Annotated in this window: 14 protein-coding genes; 10 read left to right on the top strand and 4 right to left on the bottom strand. The window is 35.2% G+C overall.

Features of this window, described 5'->3' with window-relative positions:
* Positions 1-10: 10 nt before the first annotated feature.
* Positions 11-1,855 carry an SLC13 family permease gene (locus MTZ49_RS14445; RefSeq protein WP_264747895.1) on the bottom strand — a complete coding sequence of 615 codons (1,845 nt, stop codon included), beginning with the start codon at positions 1,853-1,855 and terminating at the stop codon, positions 11-13.
* Between the two features lie 287 nt (positions 1,856-2,142).
* Here MTZ49_RS14445 and MTZ49_RS14440 point away from each other — a divergent pair, with 287 nt between their 5' ends.
* From MTZ49_RS14440 to MTZ49_RS14425, 4 genes are all read left to right on the top strand, one after another.
* The gene (locus MTZ49_RS14440; RefSeq protein WP_264746156.1) at positions 2,143-2,889 is read left to right on the top strand and encodes a disulfide isomerase DsbC N-terminal domain-containing protein; all 747 of its coding nucleotides are present in this window, start codon (positions 2,143-2,145) and stop codon (positions 2,887-2,889) included.
* A gap of 85 nt (positions 2,890-2,974) precedes the next feature.
* A complete protein-coding gene (locus tag MTZ49_RS14435) occupies positions 2,975-3,421 on the top strand; it encodes a hypothetical protein (RefSeq protein WP_264746155.1) in 447 nt (148 codons plus the stop codon).
* A gap of 118 nt (positions 3,422-3,539) precedes the next feature.
* Positions 3,540-6,149, top strand: a complete 2,610-nt coding sequence (gene topA, locus MTZ49_RS14430) for a type I DNA topoisomerase (RefSeq protein ID WP_264746154.1) — start codon at positions 3,540-3,542, stop codon at positions 6,147-6,149.
* Between the two features lie 342 nt (positions 6,150-6,491).
* Entirely contained in the window at positions 6,492-7,661 is a 1,170-nt protein-coding gene (locus MTZ49_RS14425; protein WP_264746153.1) for a FimV family protein, read from the top strand.
* Positions 7,662-7,763: 102 nt separating this feature from the next.
* On the opposite strand, the gene yhbY is transcribed toward MTZ49_RS14425, so the two are convergent.
* On the bottom strand, positions 7,764-8,081 hold the full coding sequence (gene yhbY, locus MTZ49_RS14420) for a ribosome assembly RNA-binding protein YhbY (RefSeq protein ID WP_264746152.1): 318 nt from the start codon (positions 8,079-8,081) through the stop codon (positions 7,764-7,766).
* Positions 8,082-8,142: 61 nt separating this feature from the next.
* Between yhbY and rlmE the strand changes: the two genes are divergently transcribed.
* The 5 genes from rlmE (at position 8,143) to MTZ49_RS14395 (ending at position 13,304) form a co-directional block, all read left to right on the top strand.
* Positions 8,143-8,772 carry a 23S rRNA (uridine(2552)-2'-O)-methyltransferase RlmE gene (gene rlmE, locus MTZ49_RS14415; protein ID WP_264746151.1) on the top strand — a complete coding sequence of 210 codons (630 nt, stop codon included), beginning with the start codon at positions 8,143-8,145 and terminating at the stop codon, positions 8,770-8,772.
* 159 nt (positions 8,773-8,931) lie between these two features.
* Positions 8,932-10,878: an ATP-dependent zinc metalloprotease FtsH gene (gene ftsH, locus MTZ49_RS14410; RefSeq protein WP_264746150.1), complete on the top strand. Its 1,947-nt coding sequence runs from the start codon at positions 8,932-8,934 to the stop codon at positions 10,876-10,878.
* Positions 10,879-10,881: 3 nt separating this feature from the next.
* Complete coding sequence (gene folP / locus MTZ49_RS14405; protein ID WP_264746149.1) at positions 10,882-11,736, top strand: dihydropteroate synthase; 855 nt, start codon at positions 10,882-10,884, stop codon at positions 11,734-11,736.
* Positions 11,733-13,076, top strand: a complete 1,344-nt coding sequence (gene glmM, locus MTZ49_RS14400) for a phosphoglucosamine mutase (protein WP_264746148.1) — start codon at positions 11,733-11,735, stop codon at positions 13,074-13,076. The genes folP and glmM overlap by 4 nt, the downstream gene beginning before the upstream one ends.
* Before the next feature lie 27 nt (positions 13,077-13,103).
* On the top strand, positions 13,104-13,304 hold the full coding sequence (locus MTZ49_RS14395) for a heavy-metal-associated domain-containing protein (protein ID WP_264746147.1): 201 nt from the start codon (positions 13,104-13,106) through the stop codon (positions 13,302-13,304).
* A gap of 41 nt (positions 13,305-13,345) precedes the next feature.
* Here MTZ49_RS14395 and MTZ49_RS14390 read toward each other — a convergent pair whose 3' ends face one another.
* A complete protein-coding gene (locus tag MTZ49_RS14390; RefSeq protein ID WP_264746146.1) occupies positions 13,346-14,551 on the bottom strand; it encodes a PLP-dependent aminotransferase family protein in 1,206 nt (401 codons plus the stop codon).
* Positions 14,552-14,955: 404 nt separating this feature from the next.
* Between MTZ49_RS14390 and MTZ49_RS14385 the strand changes: the two genes are divergently transcribed.
* On the top strand, positions 14,956-15,369 hold the full coding sequence (locus MTZ49_RS14385) for a hypothetical protein (protein ID WP_264746145.1): 414 nt from the start codon (positions 14,956-14,958) through the stop codon (positions 15,367-15,369).
* Between the two features lie 32 nt (positions 15,370-15,401).
* Here MTZ49_RS14385 and MTZ49_RS14380 read toward each other — a convergent pair whose 3' ends face one another.
* Positions 15,402-16,904: an EAL domain-containing protein gene (locus MTZ49_RS14380; RefSeq protein WP_264746144.1), complete on the bottom strand. Its 1,503-nt coding sequence runs from the start codon at positions 16,902-16,904 to the stop codon at positions 15,402-15,404.
* Between the last annotated feature and the right edge of the window lie 159 nt (positions 16,905-17,063).

The raw sequence follows: 17,063 nt of genomic DNA, 5'->3' as shown, positions 1-17,063 counted from the left end.
GTTTTCTCATTTATGAAAGATTAGGGTGTAAAGGGAATAATATGGGTACAAAGATAATACAAATTATCATAACAAGTATAGTAAAGGGTACCCCTATTTTAATAAAATCCATAAATTTATAGCGGCCAGGCCCCACTACTAATGTATTTACAGGTGATGAAACAGGTGTCATAAATGCAGCAGAGGCAGCAATGGCAATGGTCATGGCAAATGGATAGGGCGATGCACCAACATGTTGTGCAGCATTAATAGCAATTGGAGCAAGTAAAATGGCTGTGGCTGTATTGGAGATAAATAAACCAATAATAGCTGTTAAGGCAAATAGTGCACCAATTAATAAATGAGGATTAGAGTTGCCTACCACACTTAATAGACCTGATACGGCTAAATCTACGCCCCCTGTTTTTTGTAAAGCAGCAGCGAAAGGAAACATGCCCACAATAAGGATAAGACTTTGCCAATGAATTGATTTATAAGCACTATCCATATCAATACAACGAAATGCACCCATTAGTAAACAGCCTAGCAGCGCAACAATAACGTTGGGGAAAAAGCCACTAATCATTAGACCAACAGTAATTAATAAAGCAATAATGGCATAAGGTGCTTTACTTAAAGCAGGAGCAACATTATCAATTTCTGCGGGTAAACTGAGTACTAAGAAATCTTGGTTATGTGTTTGTAGATTCTTAATCGCTTTCCATGTACCTATTACTAGTAAGGTATCACCTAATTTTAAACTTTCATTAGTAATATCATTTTCTAAGGACTCGCCATTGCGTCGTAAACCAACAACATTAAGTCGATAAGTGGAACGGAATCCTATTTCTAGAATATTTTTACCAATTAATTTTGATTCAGGGGGGAGGGAAACTTCAGCCATACCAATAGAGCGAGATTGGTCAGTAAAATAGTCACCTTTAAAGGCTAATTTAGTGAGTTGAAAAGCATTACAAAAGTCATCAACCGTTTCTTTATAAAAGAAATCTACTAGTAAAATATCTCCCATTTTAATTTCTAAGTTAGAGGAAGCATCTAGTACTTTATGAGTGATTCGTTTTTCTCTTTCAACGCCAATGATATTAGCTCCAAAGCGAGCCCTAAGTTGTAGTTCTTCAATGGTTTTACCAATCATTAGCGAGCCTGAATTGACACGAAGCCTTCTATTTCTACCAGATAGCTTATAATCTCTAATTAAATCCGTTAGGTTACGTTTACCGGTGTTGGATAAAACTTCAGAATCTTTTGGAGCTACTAATAAACGACGGGCAAAGAGCATGTAACCAATGCCCACAAAAAGAATAATTAAGCCAATAGGCGTAAAAGAGAAAAAGCTAAATGCTTCAAATCCCATTTCTTCTAATTTACTGCTAACAACTAAGTTGGGTGCGGTAGCAACGAGCGTTAACATACCACTGATTAAGGCGGCAAAACTAAGTGGCATCATCAACCGTTTAGGGTCAGCTTTCATGTGGCTGGCAATGCTTAGAACAATAGGAATAAAAATGGCTACTATACCTGTAGAGCTCATAACAGAACCCAACAGAGCAACAGAACCCATCAGTAATACTATAAGTCGAGTTTCACTATTTCTGGCTTGTTTAATTAGCCATTCGCCAACACTATAGGCTATTCCCGTACGTACTAAGCTTTCTCCAATAACAAAGAAAGCAGCAATTAAAATAATACTGCTATCACTAAAGCCTGATAAAGTTTCATTAACAGTTAAAATGCCTGTTAATGGAAAAACAACAATAACTGTTAATGCTACAAAGTCCATGCGAGGCTTATTCATCATAAAAGCAACGATGGCTATTGCTAACAGGCAAAGCACAACAATTAAATCGATATTCATAGTGACAGTATCTGCATCTTGTAACAAAAAATTAGACAAACTAATGGATATTATACTGTTTTCAGTATCTATGGTAGTTTAATTATATTAGGATGCTATTTTTCTGCAGCAAACGACATATGAATGTGTGTTTTTGTTTGCAATAAGACATATTAAGTTGTAAAAGCAACTAGCTGATTATGATTGAATATGGAATACTTTGCGTTTTTATGAAAATATGTAGTAATCTGAGAGTTAAGTTTTGAAGCAAGGTAGCTTGAATTTGTCATTGATATGAGGACTAATGAATGTTGTTAAAGAAAGTATTACTAGGATTAACAGTTAGTTTGGCTGTTTTTACAGGTCTAGCTAATGCAGCAGAGAAAACAGTAGAAAATAAATTTAAGACCATGCTACCTGATGTTGTTGTTAAAGAAGTTGGTAAAAGCCCTATACAAGGTTTTTATCAAATTCAAGTAGATAGTGGTAAAGTTTTCTATATGTCAGAAGATGGTAAATACCTTATTCAAGGGTATTTATTTGAGTTAAATGATAAAACACCAAAAAATCTTACATTGGAAACTGAAGAAAAGTTTGTTGCTAATTTAATTAATAACATTGATAAATCGTCAATGGTTGTGTTTAAGGCAAAAGATAATCAACCTAAAACACACGTTACTATCTTTACAGATACAAGTTGTCCTTATTGCCATCGATTACATGAAGGTGTGCCAGCATTAAATGAACGTGGTATAGAGGTACGTTACTTGGCTTTCCCTCGTGAAGGTTTTGCTTCACGTGGTTTTGAGGAGCTACAAAAAGTATGGTGCTCAGATAACCAACAAGAAGCTATGAATCAATTAATGCAAGAAATTCCTGTGAAAAGTGTTAAAAAATGTAATACCCCCATTGTTGAGCAATATGTATTAGGTCAAAAAATAGGTATTAGAGGAACACCTGCTATTATTTTAGAAAATGGTCATATAATTCCAGGTTACCAACCAACACCTCAATTAATTAATGAAGCATTAGCAGCAAGACCTTCCACTAAATAATATTTTTTGTTTTAAAAGTTTGTACTAAAATGAATGCATTTTAGTACTTTTATTGGAATGTTTCATAAAAGATTTGGATTGTCTTGTGATTAAGTGGATTCGCTTTATTCTCCGTTTGCTGTTATTGGTGATAGCAGTAGGTGCTGGGGCATTAAGTATTATGTTTTTCTATCAGTTTCATACAGTTACGGTTGATCAGGTTTCTGAATTGTTATCGATACTTTCCCATGAACCAGTTTTAACAATTACTGTTGGAATTGGTTTATTGTTATTTGCCTTATCAACATTGGGATTGATTATGTTACTTCAATACCAAGTGTGGCGTTATCCACTTTCAATCTTTATAGGCTATATTGCTGGTGCTGTAATTTATTATCAGTTCTATTTAATGCATCCTTTTGAAGAAAATATTTTACAGTTGAATGATGATGCTTGGTATTATCCATTTATTTTGGCAACAGCATTACTACTTAGGGCTATAATTGGGTTTAAAATCTTGAGAATAAAAAGTCAAGTAGAATCAACTAATTAAGTTAAAGTATCCGTATGTCTATTTACTATTTATTAAAGAGTGTGATAACACTATAAATAGTAAACGGCTTTTATTATCACTTTTAATATAGATTAACCTCCAAGGAAACAATAGTTATATGGGTAAGTCACTGGTCATTGTAGAATCTCCAGCTAAGGCTAAAACGATTAATAAATATTTAGGCAATCAATATATTGTTAAATCAAGTATTGGTCATATTCGTGATCTGCCTACAGGGACTACTAAAGTAGCCGCAACGGCCAAGGGAAAGAAGGTAGCAGATACTAGCGTGTCGCCTAAAGAACGAGCCAAGCAACAATTATTTAAGCGTATGGGTGTGAATCCAGAGCATGGTTGGAAAGCTCATTATGAGATTCTACCAGGCAAAGAAAAAGTAGTAGATGAGCTAAAAAAATTAGCAAAAGAAGCTGATACTATCTATCTAGCTACCGACTTGGATAGAGAGGGAGAAGCTATTGCATGGCATTTAAGAGAGGCTATCGGTGGTGATGATAGCCGCTATAAGCGAGTAGTTTTTAATGAGATTACTCAGAAAGCTATTCAAAGTGCATTTGCTGAACCTGGTGAATTAGATCTTAATCGAGTTAATGCACAACAAGCACGTCGCTTTTTAGACCGTGTTGTAGGTTTTATGATTTCGCCATTGTTATGGCAAAAAATTGCTCGTGGTTTGTCAGCAGGGCGTGTACAGTCAGTAGCTGTTCGCTTAATTGTTGAGCGAGAAAGGGAAATCCGTGCTTTTATTCCTGAAGAGTTCTGGCAAATTGTGGCTGATTTGGCAACAGCAAAAAAAGAAAATATCAATTTTGAAGTTGTGAAACAGCTAGGCCAAGCATTTCGTCCCACTAATAAAGAGCAAGCTGATAAAGCTTTACAGCTTTTAGAAAAAGCAGCTTATAAAGTTGTTAAACGTGAAGATAAACCTACTAGTAGTAAGCCAACGGCACCTTTTATTACTTCTACTTTGCAGCAGGCTGCAAGTACCCGTTTAGGTTTTTCGGTTAAGAAAACAATGATGATGGCGCAACGCTTATATGAAGCGGGTTATATTACCTATATGCGTACGGATTCAACTAATTTATCTGCGGATGCTATTGATATGGTGCGCGGCTATATTGATAGTGAGTTTGGTAAAAAATATTTACCTGCTAAGGCTATTACTTATTCTAGTAAAAATAATGCACAAGAAGCTCATGAGGCTATTCGTCCGTCAGATGTTAATTTGCGAGCTACTCAGTTATCAGGTATGGAGCGTGATGCTGAACGTCTCTATGAGTTAATTTGGTGTCAGTTTGTTGCTTGTCAAATGCCTCCTGCAGAGTATTTATCTACAACAGTCACTGTTGAAGCTGGAGATTTTGAGTTAAAGGCTAAAGGCCGTATACTTAAATTTGATGGTTATACAAAAGTACTTGCTGCTGTAGGTAAAACATCGGAAGATCAGGTGTTACCAGCTATCAGTGAAGGTGAAATACTGCAATTAATTAAACTAAATCCATCACAACATTTTACTAAACCTGCTCCCCGTTATTCTGAAGCAAGTTTAGTAAAAGAGTTAGAAAAGCGTGGAATTGGTCGTCCTTCTACTTATGCATCTATTATTTCTACTATTCAAGAACGTGGTTATGTCACTTTACATAATCGTCGTTTTTATGCAGAAAAGATGGGAGATATTGTTACTGAGCGCTTAACAGAAAGTTTTGATGATTTAATGGATTACAACTTTACAGCTCATATGGAAGAAAATCTTGACCAGATTGCAGAAGGTGACATGCCTTGGAAAAAGCTACTAGATAGCTTTTATAAGGGGTTTAGTCAAAAATTGGAGAAGGCAGAGCAGTCAGATGAAGGCATGCGAGCCAATACACCTACTTTAACCCCTTTAATTAAATGTAAAGAGTGCGGTCGGGATATGATGATCCGTACTGCTTCAACAGGTGTTTTTTTAGGCTGTTCAGGGTATAACCTGCCACCTAAGGAACGTTGTAAAGCAACGATTAATTTGATTCCTGGTGATGAAATTGCCCAAGATGACGAGGGAGAGTCAGAAGCTCGAGTATTGCATAATAAGCATCGTTGTCCTAAGTGTGGTACAGCTATGGATGCTTATTTAATGGATGAACATCACAAGCTGCATATTTGTGGTAATAACCCTGATTGTGATGGCTATCAGATTGAAGAGGGTAGTTTTAAGATTAAAGGTTATGAAGGGCCTGTATTAGAATGTGATCGCTGTGGTAGTGAAATGCAGTTAAAAACGGGACGTTTTGGAAAATTCTTTGCTTGTACCAATGCTGACTGTAAAAATACCCGTAAGTTATTAGCGAATGGCCAACCTGCACCACCTAAAATGGATGCAGTACCCATGCCTGAACTTAAGTGCGAAAAAGTTGATGACACTTATGTGTTACGTGATGGTGCTTCAGGATTATTTTTAGCTGCTAGTCAATTTCCTAGAAAGCGTGAAACAAGAGCGCCTTTAGTTAAAGAGTTAATTCCTCATAAAGCAGAGATTGACCCTAAATACCACTACCTTTGCGATGCTCCTGTTAAAGATCCAGATGGAAACTTTAGCATAATTCGTTTTAGTAGAAAAACTAAAGAGCAATATGTACAAACAGAAATAAATGGTAAACCAACAGGTTGGAAAGCTTTTTATGATGGTAAGAAGTGGCTAGTTACTGATAAAGCTACGACTAAAAAGTAACTTTGAAATTAGAGAATAAATTATTAATATTCTCTAATATTATTATATTTCAGTGTTATAGTAGTTGAATAACAATATATTTATAATATAAACTGTTAGTTATATTGATTTTATTGTGTTTGTTTATAAATAGTTTTTTAATAGGTGCTAGTTAATTTGGTAACTTAGATCAATAGATGACCTGTTAATAGCGAGTTTTTATTTATAAATTGTAATTTTTTGTTGTGGTTCTTAGAAAAGTTATTAGATAATAAGTCAAGTTATCTATATTTCTAGATACTCATATGAGGTTTACACGAATAGAGTTTTTCTATTCAATAGTGAAGGTATTAGGGATTAATCATGGTGCGATTTCATAAATTAGCAGCAGTGGGTTTAGCAGTAACATTATCATCAATGGGCAGTGCATTTGCATTAGGATTAGGCGAGGTCACTTGGAAGTCCACATTAAATCAACCACTTAACGCTGAGATAGCTCTTTATGACGTACAGAGTATTACTAATAAAGAATTGGTTGTTAAAATAGCTTCTCCAGAAGATTTTGAAAAAGCAGGGATTGACAGACCTCACGCATTGAATGATTTGGTTTTTACACCTGTTATTCGTGGCAATAAGAGCATTATTAAAATTACCTCTAATCACCCGATTAAAGAACCATACTTAGATTTTCTATTGAGTGTATCATGGGCTTCAGGTCAAACGTTACGTGAATATACGTTACTTATGGATCCGCCAGCTTATGAGCCTGCTAAAGTTGTAACTTCTAAAGCTACCGTTCAGAATCCAGTAAAGCCAACTCAGTCTAAAACAGTGGCAGCACAATCTCAAAAAAAAACTAAACCTGTAGCAGCTGCACCAAAAGGAACAGTAAGAGCTCATAGAGGTTCTAGTTTATGGTTATTTGCTGAGAGAACACGTGGTAATGCATCTGTTCATCAGGCAATGCTAGCTATTTATGAAGCAAATCCAGATGCGTTTATTGATGGTAAAATGAGTTTATTGAAAGAGGGTGCTGTATTACGTATCCCTTCTAGAGAGCAAATGCGCCAAACTGCTCGTACAGAAGCATTATCTCAAGTGCTAGCAAATGTGAATGGCACAGCATCAACAACACAACGACAAATGGTTGCTAGTAAAGTTGACCAAAAACCAGCAAATAGTAAACCTACACAAGATCAGTTAAAGTTATCAGGTGTGTCTGAAACAAATAATACTTCTGGTAATGCTTCTGATAAGGCTATTATTGCTGACTTAAACAATAAAGTAGTACAGTCTGAAGAAGAACTTGATGCAACACGTCGTAAAAATAATGAATTACGTGGTCGCATGTCAGATTTAGAAGCTCGTTTAGCTGATATGAAGAAGTTAGTTGAATTAAAAGATAATCAATTAGCATCATTACAACAAAATATGTCTAAAGCTCAAAAAGAAGTTGCTCCAGATATGGAAGAGCAATCTAATGAAATAATTGAGACTAATGATGATGTAGAAGAAAAGACAATACAACAATAAATTATATTGTTGTATTTTGAATTTAAAAAAAGCAATCTAAATTAGGTTGCTTTTTTTATGTAAAATAGATTAAGTAAAGTGATGTGGAGCCTTTAGAACAGATTATAGGGTATCTTGATAACGCAAAATATTAGAAAGTTTACGGTTAGGCTTAGTGGCCTTTTTATAAATTAAAGCTGTTTTTCCTACATTTTGTACTATTTCACAGGCAACTGCTTGTGTTATTTCTTCTGTTAATTGTTTACGATCTTCTGGTGTAGCTACTGCCAACTTGATTTTTATAAGTTCGTGATCATTTAAGGCGCGCTCTAATTCAGAAATAACTCCTTCAGAAAGACCGTTTTTCGCTATAATAACGATAGGTTTTAAATGATGACCAATCGCTTGAAAATGTTTTTTCTGTTGTTGATTGATTGGCATAATAAGGTTCTCCACTTAAAAGTGGTATAGTTTACCTGACTTTTTATAAATGAGGTATAGTGTGGCGCGTTCTAAAAGCAGTCAACGTTGGCTTAAAGAGCATTTTGATGATCCTTACGTGAAACAAGCGCAAAAAGATGGATATCGCTCAAGAGCAAGTTATAAATTACTTGATATTCAGGAAAAAGACCGCATATTACGTAATGGTATGACTGTAATTGATTTGGGTGCTGCTCCTGGTGGCTGGTCACAAGTTGTTAGTAGAGTGATTGGTGAGAAAGGAAAATTAATCGCTTCAGATATTTTGCCAATGGATAGTATTGCTGATGTTACTTTTGTTCAAGGGGATTTTACTGAAGATGCAGTTTTTGAAGAGCTATTATCTGTAGTAGGTAATGCTCCTGTAGATTTAGTGATTTCAGATATGGCACCTAATATGAGTGGTATGCGCTCTGTAGATCAAGTGAAAGCTATGTTGTTATGTGAGTTAGCATTTGATTTTGCTACAAGAGTATTAAAACCAGGAGGGGATTTTTTAATCAAAATATTTCAGGGAGAAGGTTTTGATAGTTATTTACAATCAATACGTCAAGCTTTTGATAAGGTGCAAATGCGTAAACCAAATTCTTCAAGGGGTCGTTCTAGGGAGCAATATTTGTTGGCAAGGGGATTTAAAGGTACTGAAGTTTAATGGATTTCCATGTAAAATCTATAAACATTTATTTAAAGAAATTACATGCTGTTAGGGTCTATTTATAGTAGACTCAATTAGTAGGAATTGGATACTGTAAGTTTGTTATAGCAGTGCGAGCTAAATGAAGTAAGTAGTTGTTAAAAGAAGGGTGGCTAATTGAATAATACAACCAAAAATATAATATTGTGGATTGTTGTCGTTGTTGTGTTTGTCTCAATAATGAACAACTTCTCTTTAACTAATGACACTCAATCAATAAATTATTCTGAATTTATTCAACAGGTTAATGATAATAAAGTAGAAAGTATAACTGTTGAAGGATTTAATATTACAGGTAAACGAAAAGATGGTAGTTCATTTAAAACAGTGCGTCCTTACATTGAAGATAGAGGATTAATGGGAGATCTTCTAAAAGCAAATGTTAAAGTAATCGGTAAGCAGCCAGAACAGCAAAGTATCTGGACACAACTACTGGTAGCTTGTTTCCCTATCTTAATTATTATTGCGGTATTTATGTTCTTTATGCGTCAGATGCAAGGGGGCGCCGGCGGTAAAGGTGGCCCAATGAGCTTTGGTCGTAGTAAAGCACGTATGTTATCGCCCGATCAAGTAAAAACGACTTTTGCTGATGTTGCTGGTTGTGATGAAGCAAAAGAAGAAGTTGCTGAAATGGTAGAGTTTTTACGTGATCCAGGTAAATTCCAGCGTTTGGGTGGTCGTATTCCACGTGGTGTATTAATGGTTGGCCCTCCTGGTACAGGTAAAACATTATTAGCTAAAGCTATTGCTGGGGAAGCAAAAGTACCATTCTTTACTATTTCAGGTTCTGATTTCGTAGAAATGTTTGTGGGTGTAGGTGCTAGTCGTGTACGTGATATGTTTGAACAGGCTAAAAAGCATGCGCCTTGCATTATTTTTATTGATGAAATTGATGCTGTTGGTCGTCACCGTGGCTCTGGTATGGGCGGTGGTAATGATGAGCGTGAGCAAACATTAAACCAATTATTGGTTGAAATGGATGGTTTCCAAATGAACGATGGTATTATCGTGATTGCGGCTACTAACCGTCCAGATGTATTAGATAAAGCATTATTACGTCCAGGTCGTTTTGACCGTCAGGTAGTGGTTGGTTTGCCTGATATTCGTGGTCGTGTGCAAATCCTTAAAGTCCATATGCGTAAAACGCCAATTGAACAAGATGTTAAGCCTTCTATTTTAGCTAGAGGTACACCAGGTTTTTCTGGTGCTGATTTGGCCAACTTAGTGAATGAGGCTGCTTTATTTGCTGCACGTTCCAATAAACGTACGATTGGTATGAAAGAGTTTGAGTTAGCTAAAGATAAAATCTTAATGGGCTCTGAGCGTAAGTCAATGGTAATGCCAGAGGCAGAACGTCGTAATACAGCTTATCACGAGTCTGGTCATACGATTGTTGGTCGTTTAGTGCCTGAGCATGATCCTGTGTATAAAGTATCTATTATTCCTCGTGGTCGTGCGCTAGGGGTAACTATGTACTTACCAGAAGAAGATACTTATAGCCATTCTAAACGTTCATTAGAAAGTATGTTAAGTTCGTTATTTGGTGGTCGTATTGCAGAGGAGTTAACACTTGGTTTTGAGGGGGTAACAACAGGGGCTTCCAATGATATTATGAAAGCAACTCAAATTGCTCGTAATATGGTGACTAAGTGGGGATTATCAGAAAAATTAGGTCCTTTAATGTATGGAGAGGATGAACAAGAAGTATTCTCTGGTTATCGCGATAGTGCAGCTAATGCTATGTCTGCTGAAACTGCTAAGGCAGTGGATGAAGAAGTAAGAAGGATTATTGATTTTTGTTATAATCGTGCTAAGCAAATTCTTACAGACAATAGAGATAAATTAGATACAATGGCTGAAGCCTTGCTTAAATATGAAACATTAGACAGTGATCAAATTGATGACATTATGGAAGGAAGGGAAGTTCGTCCGCCTAAAGATTGGGATGCGGATGATCATACACCTTCAGCACCAACTTCAGTTGATAATAATCACACTAATGATAACGTGGAAAATAATAACCAATCTACTTCAACAGGAAATGGTGCAACTAGCGAGCACTAAATTATGAAACCTTCAGTTTCTATTCTTTCTCGGTTACCTTGTGGTAGCCGAGATCTTGATTTAACCCAGCCACAGGTAATGGGTATTCTTAATATCACTCCAGATTCTTTTTCAGATGGTGGATCCCACAATAATTTAGGTGCTGCTTTAAAACATGCTGAAGCTATGATTGAAGCAGGTGCTAGCATTATTGATGTAGGCGGTGAGTCTACACGGCCGAATGCAGCTATTGTGTCTGTACAAGAAGAATTAGATCGTGTAGCACCTGTCGTTGAAGCAATCAATAAAGAGTTTAATGTGGTTATTTCTGTAGATACCTCTACACCTGAAGTAATAATTGAATCAGCACGTTTAGGTGCAGGAATAATTAACGATGTTCGATCATTACAAAGAGAAGGTGCTTTAGAGGCTGCTAAACAAACAGGATTACCTGTTTGTATTATGCATATGCGTGGTGAGCCTAGGGATATGCAACAACAAACACACTATGATGATTTGCTTGTTGAGGTTAAAGATTTTTTACTTGAACGGAGTATGATTTGCCAACAGGCAGGTATTAGTAAAGAAAAGATAATTATTGATCCAGGGTTCGGTTTTGCTAAAACCTTAGAGCAAAATTTATTATTATTTCGTTATATGGATCAATTATTAACATTAGGGTATCCAATGTTAGTAGGTGTATCTAGAAAGTCGATGATTGGTGGTGTACTAGGTAAAGAAGTAACACAACGTCTTTATGGAAGTTTGGCATTGGCTGCTTTGGCTGTAACAAAAGGTGCTCATATCTTAAGGGTGCATGATGTGGCTGAAACAGTGGATGTTGTAAAAATGATTAATTCAGTAGAGCATGCAGAGTGACTAGAAAATATTTTGGAACAGATGGTGTACGTGGTCGTGTAGGGCAATATCCAATTACTCCTGATTTTATGTTGAGGTTAGGTTGGGCAACAGGTGTTGCTTTTCGTAAAAAGGGTGTTTGCCGTATTTTAGTAGGTAAAGATACCCGTATTTCTGGCTATATGTTTGAGTCAGCCTTAGAAGCTGGATTAGCTTCTGCTGGAGTTAACGTACAGTTACTTGGCCCTATGCCTACGCCAGCAGTTGCCTATTTAACCCGTACTTTTCATGCAGACGCAGGTATTGTTATCAGTGCCTCTCATAATGGTCATAATGATAATGGTATTAAGTTTTTTTCTAGTAAAGGTACAAAATTACCAGATGAAACTGAATTAATGATAGAAGAATTGTTAGATCGTCCAATGGAAGTGGTGGAGTCTAATTCTTTAGGTAAGGCCTCTCGTATTAATGATGCGGCAGGTCGTTATATTGAGTTTTGTAAAAGTACAGTACCCAACCATACTAGTTTTGAGGGAATGAAAATAGTATTAGACTGTGCTAATGGTGCTACTTATAAAGTGGCGCCTAATGTGTTTAAAGAGTTGGGTGCTGATGTGGTTTCTTTATTTGTGCATCCAAATGGCTTGAACATTAATGATAATTGTGGCTCTACTCATCCAGAACAATTAGTAGAGGCGGTGAAAAATCATCAAGCAGATATTGGTATCGGATTTGATGGGGATGGTGACCGTGTAGTTATGGTTGATCATTCAGGTGTTTTGGTCGAAGGTGATGAATTACTTTTTCTAATTGCTAGAGATTTAAAAGAACAAGGTAAATTAGAAGGTGGAGTAGTGGGTACTCTTATGAGTAACCTTGGTTTAGAGTTAGCGCTTAAATCATTAGATATTCCTTTTGCCCGTGCTAATGTGGGAGATCGTTATGTAATAGCATCTTTGTTAGAAAACGGTTGGCAATTAGGTGGTGAGAATTCAGGCCATATCGTTTGTAGTCATCATACAACAACAGGTGATGGCATTGTTGCAGCATTACAAGTATTAATGGCGTTGAAGCACAGAGGGCAAACATTGGCAGAAGCTCGCCAAGCTTTACGTAAATGCCCACAAAAACTGATCAATGTAAGATTAACAAATATGGTATCTGAACAAGAGTTACACTCAAAAGATATTCAACAGTTATCTGATCAGATTGTTAATGCAATGGATGGTAAAGGCCGTGTTTTATTAAGAAAATCAGGTACAGAGCCAGTGATTAGAGTGATGGTTGAAGGACAAGATGCACCAACTGTAGAAAGTTCAGCAAAACAATTAGCTGATTTGATTCAAAGTAAATTTGCTTAAATTTAAAACAACCAAGTGAGGTGTGTTATGCAAAGATTTGATGTAAAAGGTATGACGTGTGGTCATTGTGTTAGAGCTGTGACTGAAGCTATTAAGCAGTTAGATGATGATGCTGAAGTAGATATTGATTTAGCAGCAGGAAAAATGACAGTAGTCAGTGAATTACCAGCTACTGAAATTATCAAAGCGGTTTATAATGAAGGCTATGAGGCCTATGAAACTAAGTAATTAATTATAAAAAAGCCAAGCAAATGCTTGGCTTTTTATTGCTAGACAATAACAGCGCTTTCGTCAATTAGTCCTGCATGTTTTTTTACTAGCTCTGCTAGTATTTTAATACCTTTCTCTATTTTCTCTTCTGGTACAGTAACAAAAGCTAAACGTAAGCAATTTGCCATGGTGCTGTTAGCAAAGAATGGCTCACCTGGCACAAAAGCAACTTTATTTTGTACAGCTTCTGCTAATAGTTCTGTAGCATTGAGTTCTTTTGGTAGCTCGATCCAAATAAACATACCACCTTCTGGTCTATTAAATTTGACAGTAGAAGGCATGTATTTAGTTAAAGCATCTAACATGAAATTACAGCGTGTTGCATATAATTCACGAATAGTAGGGATATGCTTTTCTAGAAAACCATCTTTAATAACTTGATAAGCAATACGTTGAGTAAGACTTGGTGTATGTAAGTCAGCTGCTTGTTTTAGCTGTACTAGTTTATTAATAAATTCTTCATCAGCTACAATATAACCAAGACGTAAGCCCGGCGCGAGTATCTTTGAGAAAGAGCCTAAATAAACGATATTATCAGGAGCAAAACTGTACACGCCAGGTATTCTATTACCTTGATAATCTAATTCACCATAGGGATCATCTTCTACCAATATCAGATTATTTCTTTTAGCAATTTCTGCTAGTTTTTTACGTCTTTCTAAAGGTAGGCGGCGTCCTGTTGGGTTTTGAAAGTTAGGAATTAAATACATAAAGCTAGCTGATTTTGCCATTTCATCTGTTATAGAGTCAGGATTTAATCCTTTTTCATCACTTTCAATAGATATATAGTTAGGCTCATATTGAGTAAAAGATTGTAATCCGCCTAGATAAGTTGGTGTTTCTACTAACACTTTACTGTTTTTATTGATAAGGGCTTTACCGATAAGATCTAAAGCTTGTTGAGAACCTGTCACAATAAGTACTTGGCTTGGGCGAATAGTGACGCCATCTCGGGATACACGTTTAGCTACCCACTCTCTTAGAGGGGCATAGCCTTCTGTTGGGCCATACTGTAAAGCACCCACTGCATCATTGCTATTAAGAATGTTATCAATAGCTTGTTTAATCTCTGCCACTGGAAATGTATTTGGTGAGGGTAAACCTCCTGCAAATGAGATAACATCAGGTTGTTCAGTAACCTTAAGAATTTCACGGATAGCAGAGCTTTTAAGAGCCGTAGCTCGATCAGAAAATGTCCATTGCATTATATTTATTAACCTTTAATTAATCATATCGAATAAACGACGGTAGGTAATACCTAGAGTCAATAATTACAATAAAGTTTCTGAGAAATAATGATGAAGACTTTTAGCAGCAACAATAATTGTTAAAAAGTCACTTGTGGTGAGTTTTTAAGCTCCTTTTATTTATTGCTTAGCCTTAATGTGAAGCAGACGTTCTATCAATACCTTCGGTAAACTATGTAACGATGATATTGTAGCGTAATAAAAAAAATATAATAAGGGTAAGCTAAAATTAATTATCAATTTGAGTAGTAATAATATATTTATTAATGTTAAGTTAAGTTTATCTTTTTAAGATAAGTATTCAAGGTTTATAATAATTAATAGATTTTATATAGAAGTCATGGATATCAAAAGGAGTGTGTATGTCTCAATATAGGAATAAATTTTTATCATCATGGCCACAACTACAAATTAGTCAGAGCTTTTGGATCATTGACGACATTATAAATGAGGAGTTTTGGTTAGTAGATATTGATGATATAACACTTGAAATTAGACCACAGCAGAATATTAAGATTACTAAGCATGCTTTTCTTGCAGTGATTGATTATTTAGTAGAGCACAATCATTTTATAGATAATTCTTGTGAGGTGAAGACAGGCGATACTTATGAACGAAGTGTTCCATTATCCAGAGTAGTACAAGAAGCAAATCCTTATATGGAAGAGTGCTGTCTTAATTATGTATTAGCTATTCTTAAAGCTTTAGATATTGTTGATATAAGTGGCACACGATTAAATCGTGTTTGGTTAAAAGAGCTACCAGAAGAAGAGTAGAAACCTTTTATACAAAAAAACTAGCACTACACTTAAGGTGCTAGAATTTTCTGTAGTTCAGCTATTGGGGTTGGTTTACTAAATAAATAGCCTTGTAAGTATTTCACACCGTGCTGTGTTAAGTATTCTTTTTGACTATGATTTTCAACACCTTCAGCAATAATATAAATATTTAAGTTGTTAGCTAAATCAATAATACCATTGATAATATATCTGGATGATAGGCTATCTTCTAAAGTACTCACAAAACTTTGGTCTATTTTTATATAATCTACTTTAAAGCTGGTTAGGTAGGATAAACTAGAATGACCTGTTCCAAAATCATCAATTGAAATGAATACTTTAAGGTCTTGTAATAGATTAAAAAGTTTTTTTGCTGTTTCTGTGGGTTGCGCTATTTCACGCTCTGTAATTTCTAAAGTGAGTTGTATATGTTCTTTTGGAAAGTGTTGTAAAAATTTTTCACAGTCTAAGGCTAATTTAGTAGTTTGCAAGTGTTTAGGGCTGATATTTATACTAATATGGAAGCCTTTAGGAATAATCTCTAGATTTTTAATAAAGTCATTTTTTACATGTTCCATGAGGTTGAGTGTAAATGGGATAATATGTTTTGACCTTTCTATGGCAGAAATAAATTCATTAGGCATGATTAACCCTTTTTTGGGATGTTGCCAACGAATTAACACTTCAACACCAGACCATTGGTCACTGTTAGAAATTTTTATTAATTGATAGTAAGGAATAAACTGCTTGTGGCGCATTGCTTTTACAATATCATGAATGGGTAATTGGATATAAACTTTTATTCCAATAGGAATCATGACAAGTGACAATATCAGTAGAAATAGCAAATAATGTTCAAGCATATATTCTAAATAGGTAGTTAAAGATAAAACCGTAATAATTTTAAAAGGATATTGATTAGAACTAACTTCTATTTGATCTGGATTTCCTTTAAAAGAACGAGAAGATTGAGCCAGGCCTTTAATATCTAGCCAGTTTTCATTTATAACTAAAAATGAGTTCTTTTCATTATTTAATAGATAAGCTAAGTAACTGCCATCAATTGCTATTAATACTCCCCATGCCCCTTTAGTTTTATGATAATACACAAAAGATCTATCAGGAGTTATATCGTTATTACTAAAGAGGTGCATTAATTCGCCTTTAGCTAAAAATGTAGATCTGTAATTAGCATCAGCAAAAGATGAACAATAAATTATACTATCTTTAGTCAGGTTAAGTGTTCGAATATAAGTATGGGTAACTGTGTATTTTATTAAGGCAGGTTCAATAATTTCACAGGCTGGATTAGATATATTAAGTAATTTTGTAGCAGAATGATCTATTTCTGTTAGTAAGTTATTGATGGTTTTTATCGATTGTTTTGAAGAGGTGATAGCTTTATTTTGTAATTTAGAGACTGTATGAAAATACAACAAAATTATAATAAAAATAATAGGCAAAATAGTCACAACTACACTTATTAATAAATGCAAGATACGTATATTCCAGAACGTTACATATAGTTTCATAGATATTATCTTTTATTATTTTTGAAATTAATTTTTTTATAAAACGACTATATAATTCATTCGATGCAGAATGGTTAAACAGCTCCTTTAATGCATCTGGTTTAACTATACATTAAAAAATACTATGCGTTAATAATTTTTTTGCGAGTAAATACAAAA

Source organism: Entomomonas sp. E2T0 (genome assembly GCF_025985425.1).
GTDB lineage: Bacteria > Pseudomonadota > Gammaproteobacteria > Pseudomonadales > Pseudomonadaceae > Entomomonas.
Note: the sequence above shows the minus strand (reverse complement) of the source record. Positions and strands in the feature narration are given on the sequence as shown.

Coding starts and splice junctions, on each gene's coding strand:
- MTZ49_RS14445 (WP_264747895.1), bottom strand. CDS start 1,855: ATGAATATCGATTTAATTGTTGTGCTTTGCCTGTTAGCAATAGCCATC.
- MTZ49_RS14440 (WP_264746156.1), top strand. CDS start 2,143: ATGTTGTTAAAGAAAGTATTACTAGGATTAACAGTTAGTTTGGCTGTT.
- topA (WP_264746154.1), top strand. CDS start 3,540: ATGGGTAAGTCACTGGTCATTGTAGAATCTCCAGCTAAGGCTAAAACG.
- MTZ49_RS14425 (WP_264746153.1), top strand. CDS start 6,492: ATGGTGCGATTTCATAAATTAGCAGCAGTGGGTTTAGCAGTAACATTA.
- yhbY (WP_264746152.1), bottom strand. CDS start 8,081: ATGCCAATCAATCAACAACAGAAAAAACATTTTCAAGCGATTGGTCAT.
- folP (WP_264746149.1), top strand. CDS start 10,882: ATGAAACCTTCAGTTTCTATTCTTTCTCGGTTACCTTGTGGTAGCCGA.
- MTZ49_RS14395 (WP_264746147.1), top strand. CDS start 13,104: ATGCAAAGATTTGATGTAAAAGGTATGACGTGTGGTCATTGTGTTAGA.
- MTZ49_RS14390 (WP_264746146.1), bottom strand. CDS start 14,551: ATGCAATGGACATTTTCTGATCGAGCTACGGCTCTTAAAAGCTCTGCT.
- MTZ49_RS14385 (WP_264746145.1), top strand. CDS start 14,956: ATGTCTCAATATAGGAATAAATTTTTATCATCATGGCCACAACTACAA.
- MTZ49_RS14380 (WP_264746144.1), bottom strand. CDS start 16,904: ATGAAACTATATGTAACGTTCTGGAATATACGTATCTTGCATTTATTA.